The sequence below is a fragment of the Streptomyces sp. NPDC020299 genome (assembly GCF_044387825.1).
GTDB lineage: Bacteria > Actinomycetota > Actinomycetes > Streptomycetales > Streptomycetaceae > Streptomyces.
On sequence record NZ_JBIRWL010000008.1, the window covers coordinates 226,844 to 240,608 of the forward strand.

The window sequence follows — 13,765 nt, forward strand, 5'->3', positions numbered from 1 at the left end:
GCCGATGACTGGGAGCGGGGAGCAGGCACACCGGGCCCGCGGACGGCTTGCCCGGCTGCTCGTCGACGCCTCGATCCGGGCGCTCGGCACGACCGGCGGACACGTGAGCGGCGTCTACCTGCCCGCCGACGCGCCCGGGCTGCTGCGTCTCGCGGTGCTGGTGGGGCTGCCCGGTCCACTGTTCCGGCCCTGGTGGCAGCTGCACATGAAGCAACCCTTTCCGGTCGCCGACGCCTACCGGCTCGGCATCCAGGTGGTGCTGCCGAACGCCACGGAGACGGTGCGCCGCTATCCCCAGCTCGCGGCGGGTCTGCCGTTCCAGTTCGGGTCGCTCTACGCGCCCGTGCCGGGGGCGAAGTCGGCTCTCGGCGTACTGACCGTGCTGCGGCCGGCCGCGACGGACGCTGGAGACGAGCTGCCCGAGCCCGACGGGCTGGCCGCCCTGGCCGAGAAACTGGGCGCCGAGCTGCGCGCGCTGGCGGAAGACGAGGAGGACGCGGTCGTCTGGGACGGAGAACCGCTGTGCGTGCGCCCGCCCGCGGCCCGCCCGGTGCCCTGGCCCGTCGGACGGTTCACCTGGGACCCGGCGACCTCCGCGGTGACCGCGGACGGCCGGCTGCACGACCTGCTGGGCGCGCTTCCCGAGGAGTTCGCCGCGACGGGGGAAGCGCTCGCTCAGGCGCTGGCCCCGGCCGACGACCACCAGATCATGGCGGCGCTCGACGACACGGCCGCCGGAACACCTCCGCCGCTGCCGCTGCACGTCCGGGCGGCCGACGGGACCGCGCGGCTGCTGGAGCTGTGGCCCCCGGCGGACCAGGCCGGCACGCCCCTGGTCCGGGGCCTCGTCCTTGATCCCGGCCCCGCCGCGTCCGCCGCCGCGGCGGCCGACCCGCTGCCGCAGGGGGTGTTCTGCCTGGACCGGCTGGGTGTGGTCGTGTACGCCAATCCGGCCGCGGCACGCCTGCTGGGCCAGGACCGGGAGCGGCTGCTCGGGCGGGCTTTCGGGGAGGCCTTGCCGTGGCTGAGCCGGCCGCCGTACGAGGACCACATCCGCGGTGCCCTGCTCTCCCCCGAGCCGGTGCACTTCCACGTCCGGCGGCCCCCGGACGAGGGCGACGGCGAGGGCGACTGGCTGGCACTGTCCCTGCACGCCGGTCCGGACACGCTCACCTGCACCGTCGTCCCGGCGGACCGGATCGACGCATCGCTGGACACCCATGTGGAGCTGCCGCCGGTCGAGCCCGCGCCGGGCGACCCGCCGGCCGGTCCCTCGATGGCCCCCTTGTACCGGCCCATCGCCCTGGCCATCGCGCTGACCGACGCGGTCACCGCGCGCCAGGTGTCGGAGGTCGTCATGCGGGAGCTGCTGCCCGCGTTCGGCGGGCGGCGACTGGCGATCTACCTGCTCCAGGAGCGGCACCTGTACCTGGCGTGGGAGACCGGCTTCCCGCAGGGCTTCCTCGCCCCGTTCGAGGGCGTCGGCCTCGACGCCCGGCTGCCCGGCGTCGAGACGCTCACCACGGGCCGGCCCATCTTCTTCGAGTCCATGGAGTTGCTGAACGCGGCCTACCCGGGCATCCCGCTGGACGCCACGGAGGGCGCCCGCGCCTTTTTGCCGCTGATCGCCTCGGGGCGCCCGGTCGGCTCCTGCATCCTGGGCTTCGAGCGTCCCCGCGGGTTCAGCACGGAGGAACGCACGGTCCTCACCGCGCTCGCCGGGCTGATCGCGCACGCCATGGAGAAGGCGCAGCGCTACGACACCGAGGCGGCCCTCGCCCGGGGGCTCCAGCAGGCGCTGCTGCCGCGGCGGCTGTCGACGCACCCGCAGGTGGAGACCGCCGGGCGCTATCTGCCCGGCACGCAGGGCATGGACGTCGGCGGGGACTGGTACGACGTGGTCGAGGCCGGGGACGGCCTGGCGCTGGTCATCGGGGACGTCCAGGGGCACGGCGTGCAGGCGGCGGCGACGATGGGGCAGCTGCGCAGCGCGGTCCGGGCCTTCGCGCTCGGGGACCGTCCGCCCGACGAGGTCATGAGCGGGACGAACCGGCTGCTCATCGACCTCGACCCCGGGCAGTTCGCCAGCTGCTGCTACCTGCGCCTCGACCCCGCCACCGGGGCGGCCCGGGTCGCCCGCGCCGGGCATCTGCCGCCGCTGCTGCGCTCACCGGACGGGCGGACCCAGGTCCTGGAGCTGCCCGGCGGTGTCGTTCTGGGCGTGGACCCGCACGCGCAGTACCCGGTGACGGAACTGACCCTGGAGCCCGACGCGATCCTCGCCCTGTACACGGACGGGCTCGTCGAGCGGCCCGGCACGGACATCGACGTCGGCATCGGCGCGCTGCGCGTCGCCCTGGCCCGGGCCGGGGCCGCCGCCGGGCGCCGGGGCGGCCGCTCCCTGTCCGGCGTCGCCGACCGTCTCACCGCCACGGCCCGCCACGCCGCCGACCGTCCCGACGACGTCGCCCTGCTCCTGGCCACCCGTCGCACGGCCCCCGGGCGCCCACGCTGAGCCGCCGCCCCGCCGATCACAGGCAGTTATCTCATGAGCGCCTCTCGCCTCGGGAGGCCGGGCAGTGTAGACATGGGCTCATGGTCCGACTGTTGGGCCGGATCGCGCTACGGCCGGTCCGTGGGTCCGGAGAACCGCAGGCACCGCTCCCACCGCGGCAGGAGGGCACCGGATCGCGCCGCGAAGGAGCCGGCGGGCTGCGGTCGATGGGCGGACGCAGCGTGGCCGGACAGGTGTTCGTGCTGCAGGTGGTGATCGTGCTGCTGCTGGTCGTGTCGGCCGTGGTGGCGCAGGTCCTCCAGGTCCGGCACGACAGCGATCTGGAGGCGCAGAACCGGTCCCTCGCCGTCGCCGAGACCTTCGCCAACGCCCCGGGCACGGTCGCGGCACTGCGCAGCAAGAACCCGACGGCCCTGCTCCAGCCGAGGGCCGAGGCCGCTCGCAAGGCCACCGGGGTGGACTTCGTCGTGGTGATGAACACCGACGGGATCCGCTACACCCACCCCAAACCGGACCGCATCGGCAAGAAGTTCGTCGGCACGATCGCGCCCGCGCAGGCCGGACGCATCGTGACCGAACACGTCAACGGCACCATAGGGCCGCTGGTGCAGGTCGTGGTCCCGGTCAAGGCACCGGACGGCACCGTCGTGGGCCTGGTGTCCTCCGGCATCACCACCGCGCACGTCGGCGGTGCCGCCGACCAGCAACTGCCGCTGCTGCTGGCCTCCGCCGCGGCGGCACTGGCCCTGGCCACCGCGGGCACGGCCCTGGTGAGCCGGCGCCTGCTGCGGCAGACGCACGGCCTCGGCCCGTCCGAGATGACCCGCATGTACGAGCACCACGACGCGGTGCTGCACGCCGTCCGGGAGGGCGTGCTCATCGTCAGCGGCGAGGGCCGGCTGCTGCTCGCCAACGACGAGGCGCACCGCCTGCTCGACCTGCCCGAGGACGCCGAGGCCCGCCATGTGCTCGAACTCGGCCTCGACGCCGACACCGCCGGGCTGCTCGCCTCGGGCCGGGTCGCCACCGACGAGGTGCGCCTGGTCAAGGACCGGCTGCTGGCGATCAACCAGCGGCCGACGGACCTCAGGGGCGGCCCGCCCGGCAGCGTGACCACGCTGCGCGACTCCACGGAGCTGCGCGCCCTGTCGGGCCGGGCGGAAGTGGCCCGCGAACGCCTCGACATGCTGTACGACGCGGGGGTCGGCATCGGCACCAGCCTCGATGTGAGCCGCACCGCCGAGGAACTGGCGGAGCTGGCCGTCCCCCGGTTCGCGGACTTCGCCACGGTGGACCTGTTCGACGCCGTGATCGAGGGGGCGGAGCCACGGCCGGGGAACGCCCTGCGCCGCACCGCGTGCAGCGGCGTCCGCGAGGACGCCCCGCTGTATCCGGTGGGCCGGCGCATCCGGTTCGTGGCGACCTCGCCGCAGGCCCGCAGCCTGGCCACCGGCCAGTCGGTCGTGGAGCCCCGGCTGCGCGAGGCCGCGGGCTGGCTGGCGCAGGACCTGGAACGCACCGAGCAGATCGTGGAGTACGGCATCCACTCGCTGATCGCCGTGCCGCTGCGGGCGGGCAGCCTGGTGCTGGGCGTGGCGAACTTCTGGCGGTCGCAGAAGCCCGAGCCGTTCGACGCCGAGGAACTGGCCCTCGCCGAGGAACTGGTCGCCCGCGCGGCGGTGTCCATCGACAACGCGCGCCGCTACACCCGCGAGCACAGCATGGCGGTCACCCTCCAGCGCAGCCTGCTGCCCCGCTCCCTGCCCGACCAGAGCGCCCTGGAGATCGCCTACCGCTACCTGCCCGCGCAGGCCGGGGTCGGCGGGGACTGGTTCGACGTGCTGCCGCTGTCCGGGGCCCGGGTGGCGCTGGTGGTCGGGGACGTCGTGGGGCACGGGCTGCACGCCGCGGCCACCATGGGGCGGCTGCGCACGGCGGTGCACAACTTCTCCGCGCTGGACCTGCCGCCCGAGGAGCTGCTGGCCCTGCTGGACGAGCTGGTCGCCCGTATCGACCAGGACGAGACCCCCGCGGACGGCAGCGCGGTGGTCACCGGGGCGACCTGTCTGTACGCGGTGTACGACCCGGTCGCCCGCCGCTGCACCGTCGCCCGGGCCGGCCATCCCCCGCCCGCGGTGGTCCGGCCCGACGGGAGCGTCGACTTCCCGGACGTGCCCGCCGGTCCTCCGCTGGGGCTGGGCGGGCTGCCCTTCGAGTCCGCCGAGCTGGAGCTGGCGGAGGGCAGCCGGCTGGTGCTGTACACGGACGGGCTGGTCGAGGACCGGGACCGGGACATCGACGAGGGCCTGGAGCTGCTGCGCACCGCGCTGAAGCGGGCCGGGGACTCGCCCGAGGACACCTGCCGGGCGGTGCTGGACCGGCTGCCGGCCCGGCCGAGCGACGACGTCGCCCTGATCGTGGCCCGTACCCGCTCGCTGGGCGCCGACCGGGTCGCCGAGTGGCAGGTGCCGTCCGACCCGGCGGCCGTCTCTCAGGTACGGGCGTCGGTGACGCGGCAGTTGGAGGAGTGGGGTCTGGACGTCCTGGCGTTCACCACGGAGCTGATCCTGAGCGAGCTGGTCACCAACGCCATCCGCTACGGCCGCGGGCCCATCGGCGTACGGCTGCTGTACGACCGGGCCCTGATCTGCGAGGTGTCCGACAGCAGCACGACCTCACCTCACCTGCGGTACGCGGCGACCACCGACGAGGGCGGACGCGGCCTGTTCCTCGTCGCCCAGTTGTCCGAGCGGTGGGGCACCCGCTACACCCCCAGCGGCAAGATCATCTGGGCGGAGCAGGCGCTGCCCTGAGCCGGTCTGGAGGAGACGGGCCGGACAGACGGACGGGCCCGGCCGTCGGCTGGTACGACGGCCGGGCCCCAGGGCGCGGGTCAGCTGCCGTTCAGCCGCGAGCGCAGCAGCTGCTTGCCCAGTTCGGCGCCCTTGCGGCTGTCCGACTGCGCCTTGCGGAACAGTTCGACGATCTCCTGGTCCTTGTCGCGTTCCGCGTCCTGGATGTACTGCTCCAGACGCAGGGCGTTGCTCAGGCACGCCTCGACATACCAGATCAGGTTGTAGTCCTTGTCCCGGGTACCGGTGACGTCGCCGGTCTCGGTGCTGCTGGTCATGGGATTGCCTCCGTCTTCTGACCCAGCGTCGCTGTGCTTTTCCGGAGACCACCGCGTACCCGACCGACCGCCGGGCATACCGCCATGATCCGGTCCTATGGGACTATTCGTCGATCACCGCACCGAAACGGGCCGCGTGGCCGTTCCCGCCCAGTGCGGCGGCGCCGTAGACCCACGAGCCGTCGGCGAGCAGGCCGCCGCCGCTCGCGGGCAGCAGCCACACCGCGCCGTCGCCGGCGTTCTCGCCGGACGCCGACGCGAGCAGCTCGGCGCGGCCGTCGCCGTCGGTGTCCACCAGCCGCACCTGGGAGCCCCAGCCGTCGTCCGCCTCGGCGGTGCCGGGAATCCCCCGGGTGTTCTGGTCGAAGGACTGGGCGCCGGACCCGGTCAGGCCCTTCGCGGTGCCGCGCAGCAGCCACACCGCGCCCGCGTCGGCGACCGTGCCCACGTCCTCGCCGGGCGCGCCGACCGCCACGTCGGCGTAGCCGTCGCCGTTCACGTCGGCCACGGACAGGTCCTGGCCCCAGGCGTCGCCCTGCTCGGCGGTGCCGGGCACGCCCGGGGAGTTCTGCGACCACCACTGCGCGGAGCTGCCGGGGCCCTGGGTCCCGGCCGGGCCGTCCTCGCCGCCGTAGTAGACGCCGACCAGGCCGCCGGGCGCGTTCGCGTCCCCGGTGGACTCGTCGGCGGCGCTGAGCTGGCCGACGACGAGGTCGTCGTAGCCGTCGCGGTTGATGTCGCCGGAGGCCGTGCCCAGGCCGCCGTGCAGATCCCGCCGGTAGCGCAGGCCCTCGGGGCCGCCCGCGTAGTACGCCGACCAGCCCTGGGTGTAGTCGTCGTCGGGGCTGTAGCCGGAGACGACGAGGTCGGCGAAGCCGTCGCGGTCGTAGTCGCCGGTGGTCACATAGCCGGGCTGGAGCTTGTGCCCGGTGGAGTGCGGGGCGCCGACGCGCCGCAGGACGCCCGCGTGGTACGTGAAGGCGGTCAGTCCCACCTTCTGGTCGACGACGACGAGCTGGTCGGCGTCGGTGTCCCCGGTGAACCGCGCGGCGGCCACCGCGAGGCCGAACCGGGCCCCGCGGGCGGGCGCGGCCGCGGTGACGGAGGCGGTCCGTTCGGCACCCAGGCCCGCCTTGGAGCCGTACAGGACGGTCACCCGGCCCGCGTCCGCGACGCTGCCCTCGTCCTCGCCGGGCGCGCCGATGACGGCGTCGTCGTAGCCGTCGCCGTCCAGGTCGCCGGTGGCGACCGCCTGCCCGAAGTCGTCCCAGGCCTCCGAGGTGCCGGGCACGCCCCTGGTGGACTGGCTGATGACCGCCGTACGGCCCCTGGGCACCGTGGTGTTGGTGCCGATGCCGTTCGGGGCGCCGTACTGGACGGTGATGTATCCGGCGCCCTCCTTGCCGTCGACGGTGCCCTCGGGGACGCCGATGACGACATCGGCGTAGCCGTCGCCGTTGAAGTCGCTGTTGCGGTCGGCGGCGCTGGTGCCGCCGGGGACTCCGGCGAACGCGGCCGGCGCCGCCAGGATGCCGGCGCCGGCCAGCAGCAGGAAGGAGGCGGCCGTGGCGGCGGCCGAGGCCGTGGTGCGCCGGGTCGTGCGTGCGAAGCGGGTCATGTCCCGTTCCCCCAGGGTCTTCTGACGGTCCGTCTGGTCCCTTTTGGTGACCGACGCCCTGTTCGACACGAGAGGTCAGGGCTCAGTTGTGGTGCCGCGCACGGCTGTGACACACCGGTTACAGTCGGTGCGGCGCCGGGACATACGGGCGGGTCAGCCGAGGGCGCGGTCCAGGTTGAAGGCGGCGCTGATCAGGGACAGGTGGGTGAACGCCTGCGGGAAGTTGCCCTGTTGCTCGCCGGTGCGGCCGATCTCCTCGGCGTACAGGCCGAGATGGTTGGCGTAGGTGAGCATCTTCTCGAACGCCAGCCGGGCCTCCTCCAGCCGTCCGGCGCGCACCAGCGCCTCGACGTACCAGAACGAGCAGATCGAGAACGTGCCCTCGTCGCCGCGCACCCCGTCCGGGCTGGCCTGCGGGTCGTAGCGGTAGACGAGGGAGTCGGAGACCAGCTCCTCGGTCAGCGCGTCCAGGGTGGACAGCCACTTGGGGTCGGTGGGGGCGATGAACTTGGCCAGCGGCATCATCAGCACCGAGGCGTCGAGGACGTCGCCGTCCTCGTGCTGGACGAAGGCGCGGCGCCGCTGCGACCAGCCGCGGTCCATGATCCGCCGGTAGATGGTGTCCCGGCTCTGCCGCCAGCGGACGATGTCGGCGGGCAGGCCCCGCCGGTTGGCGAGGCGGATGGCGCGTTCGATGGCCACCCAGCACATCAGACGGGAGTAGAGGAAGTTCTTGCGGCCGCCGCGGGTCTCCCACACGCCCTCGTCGGGCTGGTCCCAGTGGTCGCAGACCCAGTCGACCAGGTGGCACACGTCGTCCCACTGGCCGCTGGGGATGGGCTCGGCCCACTTGTCGTAGAGGTAGATCGAGTCGATCAGGGCGCCGTAGATGTCGAGCTGGAGCTGGTCGGCGGCGGCGTTGCCGACCCGGACGGGGGCGGAGCCCTGGTGGCCGGACAGGTGCCCCAGTTCGCGTTCGGGCAGGTCGGTGCGGCCGTCGATGCCGTACATGATCTGCAGCGGGCCCGACCCGCGGCCGTCTCCGGGGCTGATGTGGGTGGTCACGAACCGCATGAACGCCTCGGCCTCGCCGGAGAAGCCCAGCCGCAGCAGGGCGTACACGCAGAAGGCGGCGTCGCGGACCCACACGTAGCGGTAGTCCCAGTTGCGCTCGCCGCCGAGTTGTTCGGGGAGGCTGGTGGTGGGCGCGGCCACGATGGCGCCGGTCGGGGCGTAGGTGAGCAGTTTCAGGGTGAGGGCGGAGCGGTGGACCATCTCGCGCCAGCGGCCCCGGTAACGGGACTGGGACAGCCAGCGCCGCCAGTAGGCGACGGTGGCGGCGAACTCGTGCTCGGCCTCCATGTGGGGGCAGCCGCGCGGTGGTACGTTCTCGCCGACCTGGTCGAGGGCGAACACGGCGGTCTCGCCCTCGGTGAGCTTGAAGTCGGCGAGCGCGTCCGCACCGTCGCCCTCCAGCGGCACGGTGGCGGTCAGTGCGAGGGCCATGTCCCGGGACTCGAAGAGGGCGGTCTCGCCGAGCATGGTCAGGGCGTGCGGGGCGGCGCCGTAGTCGAAGCGCGGTGCGATGCGGGCCCGGAAGGGGACGGTGCCGCGGACGCACAGGACGCGGCGGATCACGCGGTGCCGGCCGGTCTCGGCGGCCTCGCCGGTCACGGGCATGAAGTCCTGGATCTCCCCGACACCGTCCTGCGTGTAGAACCGGGTGATCAGTACGTTGGTGTCGGGGAAGTAGAACTGCTTGGTCCGGGCCGGTACGGCCGCCGCGAGCTCGAAGGCCCCGCCGCGCTCGGGGTCCAGGATCGCCGCGAAGACGCTGGGCCGGTCGAAGGCCCGGCAGCAGTACCAGTCGATCGTGCCGTCGCTGCCCACCAGGGCCACGGTGCGCAGATCGCCGATCAGCCCGTGCTCGGCGATCGGCAGGGGGCGGGGGCGCCCCGGTGTGTCCTGCGGCAGCCGCGTCTCGGCCATGGCAGCCTCCCGGTCCGGGCGTGCGGGCTGCTTCCAGCGTAGGTCCGGGGGTTTCCTTCCGCCGTGTCCAGGTACCTCGTCATCGAGCTTGAGGCCGCTCCGGATGCAGGGCGCGCCCAGGCGGTGAATGGTGAGAGTGGGCCCCGGTCTCGCGGTACGTGCCGTCCGGGCCCGAGGAGGAGGCATCATGTCGACGTCAGAACCCGAAGCGTCCCGGTTGTCGGACGACCTGCGCACCCCGGACTCCTTGCTCCACACCTCCCCCGGCCGGGACATCACGGCGGAGGACATGGTGATGGCCGCGGGCCGGGACGTCACCCCGGCGAACCTCGAGTGGGCGAGGCGCAAGCTGGAGACCGAGGGCCCGTCCGCCATCGAGAAGCTGCTCCCCTAGGGCTCGACAGCTTCAAGGCCACTGGCCCCGGAGTGTCCTGCCGGGGCCGGTGGTTGTGGTGTGCCCGGGCGTGGCAGTCGCATACGGCGCGGGATGGTTTTCCGATCAGCCTTCCGCTGTGGGGGCGTGGGCTGGCAGACTCCGGGGGATGCCCGACTTCGACTTCGACATGCTCGTCATCGGATCCGGACCCGGCGGCCAGAAGGCCGCCATCGCCGCGGCCAAGCTCGGCCGGCGGGTCGCGGTCGTCGACCGCCCCGACATGGTCGGCGGGGTCTCCCTACACACCGGCACCATCCCCTCCAAGACCCTGCGCGAGGCGGTGCTGTACCTCACCGGACTCACCCAGCGCGATCTGTACGGGCAGAGCTACCGCCTGAAGGAGGACATCACCGTCGGGGACCTGATCGCGCGCACCCAGCACGTGGTCGGCCGGGAGACGGACGTCATCCGCAGCCAGCTCTCCCGCAACCAGGTCGCCCTGCACGCCGGCACGGCCCGCTTCGTGGACCCGCACACCGTCGCCCTGCGGGAGGTGACCGGTGACGAGCGGCTGCTGAGCGCGGAGCACATCGTGATCGCCACCGGCACCCGGCCCGCCCGCCCGGGCAGCGTCGAGTTCGACGGGCGCACGATCCTGGACTCGGACAACGTGCTCACGCTGGAGCGGGTGCCGCGCTCCATGGTCATCGTGGGTGCCGGTGTGATCGGCATGGAGTACGCCTCGATGTTCGCGGCGCTGGGCAGCCGGGTCACGGTGGTGGAGAAGCGCCCCGGGATGCTGGACCTGTGCGACGTGGAGGTCGTCGAGTCGCTCAAGTACCACCTGCGGGACCTGGCCGTCACCTTCCGGTTCGGGGAGACCGTCGCCGCCGTGGAACGCCATGAGCGCGGGACCCTGACCGTCCTGGAGAGCGGCAAGAAGATCCCCGCCGACGCGGTGATGTACTCCGCGGGCCGCCAGGGCGTCACCGACGAACTCGACCTGGGCAAGGCCGGCCTGTCGGCGGACCCCCGCGGCCGGATCACGGTGGACGAGCACTACCGCACCGAGGTGCCGCACATCTACGCCGTCGGCGACGTCATAGGCTTCCCCGCGTTGGCCGCGACCTCGATGGAACAGGGCCGGGCGGCCGCCTACCACGCGTTCGGCGAGCCGGTGAACCGCATGCACGACCTTCAGCCGATCGGCATCTACACCATTCCGGAGATCAGCTTCGTCGGCCGCACGGAGGACCAACTCACCGCGGACAGCGTGCCGTTCGAGGTGGGCATCGCCCGCTACCGGGAACTGGCCCGCGGCCAGATCATCGGCGACTCGCACGGCATGCTCAAGCTGCTGGTCTCCCCCGAGGACCGCACGCTGCTCGGCGTGCACTGCTTCGGCACGGGCGCCACCGAGCTGATCCACATCGGCCAGTCCGTGATGGGCTGCGGCGGCACGGTCGACTATCTCGTCGACGCCGTGTTCAACTACCCGACACTCGCGGAGTCCTACAAGGTCGCCGCTCTGGATGCCACCAACAAGCTGCGCCAGATAGACCACTTGGGAGACTGACCGGCACTACTCGGGCAGTGCCGTCTCGTCCTCGACGATGTGCACCGCCGCCTCCTCCGCTCCGGCCGCGCCGCCGTCGATGCCCACGTCCTCCGCGACGGTCTCCTTCGTGGTGGCGGGGTGGGCGCCCTCGTCGGGGGCCACGAGCCGGCCGGCGCGGTCGCCGCCCGCCTCCGGATCGACGGGTTCGCCCTCTCCGCCCGGCAGGTCGCCCACGGCGTCGCCGGGCGGCGGGGTCACGTCGGGCCGCTCCTGCTCCAGCCGCTGGTCGAGGCTCTCGCCCTCGTGCTGCTCGGCCGCGGTGGTCCCGTACCGGGTGACGCCCAGCGGCTTCTCCGGGGGCGAATAACCCTCGTCGAGGCTGTCGTCATAGGTCCGTTCGTCCACCGCGTCCTGCAGGTCCAGGGGCGCGGCGTCCTGCTGTTCCTCGTTGGTCCCGGTGGGCTGGTACGCGTCGTCGCCCATCGGGGTCTGCTCCGGCTGCTGACCGGTCATGACCGCCTCCCTCTCGGCGCCCGGCGCCTGTCGCTGTCAGGGGTACCCGGTCCGCGTTTCCCGCTGCCGGAACCCTAATCACATCCACAGCAAACGCCCTGACCAGCAAGGGAGTTGCCGCTCGGTGACGGCCGGGGGGAAAATTACCGGCCAGTCGATCTCCAATGCCCGACGAGTGCCGCTGTCATCACTCCCGCACACGCGGTGCGACCGGCTGCCGACGCGGGGATGACTGCGCGCGGCGACCGAGACCGCCCGGGCCTTCAGCCTGGCCATCGCGGCCGGCCGGGGCGTGTTCGGTCTCGCGGCTGTACCCGACCGGGGTGCGGCGGCAGGAGATCGCCCGCTGGTGGGACAATTCGGAGCGCCGGCACGGCACCCACGGCCTGATGTACGACTTCGCGCGCGACGCCGCCGGGGTGGCGCCGCTCGGCAGCGCTCTGCCGGCGCTCGTGCGGTACGCCCAGGTCGAGGAGTTCCGGTACGCCGTCGACGGCGCGCGGGGGCAGCACACCGCGGTGGGCCTCGGCCGGCACCGGGGCCACGACGGCCACATGGTGCAAGGACCTGCGGTTACGGCAGTGACGCCCCGGCCGGTCCCGTTCGCCGGCCCCGGTTCCCCGCGGGGAGGTGCTGTGCGGAACCGGGGTCGGCCATGGCCCAGCCTTGTGCCAACGCACAGCACGAACAATGGGATGCGCAGTAAAGCCGGGGGCAGACCTTGGCCATGCCGGGGGAAAGTCAGGCCGCCAGCAGCCCCCGGCCCAGCCAGTCCCCGGAGTCCCGCACGCCGGGGAGCGCGAAGAAGTAGCCGCCGCCCGTCGGGGAGATGTAGTCGACGAGGGGTTCGTCGATCAGCCGCGTCTGGGTGGCCTCGAACTGCCGCTTGACGTCCTGCTGGTAGCAGCAGAAGACCAGTCCCATGTCGAGGTTGCCGACGTCGTCCACGCCCCGGTCGTAGTTGAAGCCCCGCCGCAGGATGCGGGAGTCGTCGGACGCGGCGGTGCGCGGGTTGGCGAGGCGGATGTGCGCGTCCAGCGGGATGGCCGTGCCGTGCGGGTCCTTGGCGTACTGGGGGATGTCGGTCTCCTTGGCGCCGTCCAGCGGGGCGCCGGTGTCCTTGCGGCGGCCGAACATCTTCTCCTGCTCGGTCAGCGACACCCGGTCCCAGAACTCCACGAGCATCCGGATGATCCGGATCACCTGGTAGCTGCCGCCCTCCGTCCAGGCCGGCTCGCCCTGTCCGCCGCCCGTCCAGATCAGCCGGCCGGTCTCCCGGGCCGAGGTGACGTCCGGGTTGGCGATGCCGTCCTTGAAGCCCAGCAGATTGCGCTGGGCGCCGGTGGGGCGCGGGGTGTTCTGGAAGCCGTCGATGCGCCACCTGATCTGCATGGCGCCCCTGGTGTGCCGGGCGATGTCGCGCAGCGCGTGCAGCACGGTGTCCTGGCGGTCGGCGCAGATCTGCAGGGACAGGTCGCCGTGGCACTCGGCGGCGGTGAGGTTGTCGTTCGGGAACGTCCGCATCGGCGTCAGCCGGGCCGGCTTCGCCTTGGCCAGGCCGTAGCGGCCGTCGAACAGGGAGGCGCCGACGCCGACGGTGACGGTGAGGGCGTCCGGGGGGACGTCGGGGCCGAGGATGCCGTTGTCGGAGGGCGGGGCGCCGACCCCGAGGTCGGTGGGGGTGCCGCCGGTGGTGAGCAGACGGGCCCGCTCGGTGATGGTCCTGAGCAGGTCTTCGAGGCCCTTGCGGCCGTCGGCTGTGACGTCGAAGGAGACGAAGGTCGCGGCGGCCGGGGCCGGGGTGATGATCCCGGCCTGGTGGGGGCCGTGGAAGGGGACCTTCGCGCCGCTGTCCGCACCCGCGTCCTGGGCCTGGGCGGTGCCGCCGCTCTCGCCGAGCACGAAGCCGCCGCCGGCCAGGACCGCGCCCGCCGCGCCGGCGCCCAGTGCGGTCCGCACGAAGGAGCGGCGGGCGGGGCCGACGGGGCAGGCCGGCGTTTCGGCAGTGGACATCGAAGGGGTTCCTTCCAGGTGCGGGCGTTCGTTGTGCGGGTGTTCCGTGTGCG

The 13,765-nt window shown here is 73.2% G+C and carries 9 protein-coding genes and 1 pseudogene; 5 read left to right on the top strand and 5 right to left on the bottom strand.

Annotated features, from left to right (window positions below; genetic code table 11):
* The first annotated feature begins 4 nt into the window (after window positions 1-4).
* On the top strand, window positions 5-2,515 hold the full coding sequence (locus ACH45E_RS22080) for a SpoIIE family protein phosphatase (RefSeq protein ID WP_361445541.1): 2,511 nt from the start codon (window positions 5-7) through the stop codon (window positions 2,513-2,515).
* A 206-nt stretch (window positions 2,516-2,721) separates the two neighbouring features.
* A complete protein-coding gene (locus ACH45E_RS22085) occupies window positions 2,722-5,328 on the top strand; it encodes a SpoIIE family protein phosphatase (RefSeq protein ID WP_361445544.1) in 2,607 nt (868 codons plus the stop codon).
* Between the two features lie 80 nt (window positions 5,329-5,408).
* Here the strand turns inward: ACH45E_RS22085 and ACH45E_RS22090 are convergent, their stop codons facing one another.
* The 3 genes from ACH45E_RS22090 to ACH45E_RS22100 all read right to left on the bottom strand — a co-directional run bounded on the left by ACH45E_RS22090 (window position 5,409) and on the right by ACH45E_RS22100 (window position 9,252).
* Entirely contained in the window at window positions 5,409-5,645 is a 237-nt protein-coding gene (locus ACH45E_RS22090; protein WP_361445547.1) for a hypothetical protein, read from the bottom strand.
* Window positions 5,646-5,748: 103 nt separating this feature from the next.
* Window positions 5,749-7,263 carry an FG-GAP repeat protein gene (locus ACH45E_RS22095; protein ID WP_361445550.1) on the bottom strand — a complete coding sequence of 505 codons (1,515 nt, stop codon included), beginning with the start codon at window positions 7,261-7,263 and terminating at the stop codon, window positions 5,749-5,751.
* Window positions 7,264-7,416: 153 nt separating this feature from the next.
* Window positions 7,417-9,252: a glycoside hydrolase family 15 protein gene (locus ACH45E_RS22100; RefSeq protein ID WP_361445553.1), complete on the bottom strand. Its 1,836-nt coding sequence runs from the start codon at window positions 9,250-9,252 to the stop codon at window positions 7,417-7,419.
* Window positions 9,253-9,439: 187 nt separating this feature from the next.
* Between ACH45E_RS22100 and ACH45E_RS22105 the strand changes: the two genes are divergently transcribed.
* Both ACH45E_RS22105 and sthA read left to right on the top strand, forming a co-directional pair.
* Window positions 9,440-9,646, top strand: coding sequence for a hypothetical protein (locus ACH45E_RS22105; protein ID WP_361445556.1), 207 nt, complete (start codon window positions 9,440-9,442; stop codon window positions 9,644-9,646).
* A 148-nt stretch (window positions 9,647-9,794) separates the two neighbouring features.
* On the top strand, window positions 9,795-11,204 hold the full coding sequence (gene sthA / locus ACH45E_RS22110) for a Si-specific NAD(P)(+) transhydrogenase (protein ID WP_361445559.1): 1,410 nt from the start codon (window positions 9,795-9,797) through the stop codon (window positions 11,202-11,204).
* Window positions 11,205-11,210: 6 nt separating this feature from the next.
* On the opposite strand, the gene ACH45E_RS22115 is transcribed toward sthA, so the two are convergent.
* Window positions 11,211-11,699: a DUF5709 domain-containing protein gene (locus tag ACH45E_RS22115; RefSeq protein ID WP_361445562.1), complete on the bottom strand. Its 489-nt coding sequence runs from the start codon at window positions 11,697-11,699 to the stop codon at window positions 11,211-11,213.
* Between the two features lie 232 nt (window positions 11,700-11,931).
* Here ACH45E_RS22115 and ACH45E_RS22120 point away from each other — a divergent pair.
* Window positions 11,932-12,250, top strand: a pseudogene (locus ACH45E_RS22120) (hypothetical protein); the annotation flags it as partial.
* Window positions 12,251-12,440: 190 nt separating this feature from the next.
* On the opposite strand, the gene efeB reads toward ACH45E_RS22120, so the two are convergent.
* Entirely contained in the window at window positions 12,441-13,712 is a 1,272-nt protein-coding gene (efeB, locus tag ACH45E_RS22125; RefSeq protein ID WP_361445564.1) for an iron uptake transporter deferrochelatase/peroxidase subunit, read from the bottom strand.
* Between the last annotated feature and the right edge of the window lie 53 nt (window positions 13,713-13,765).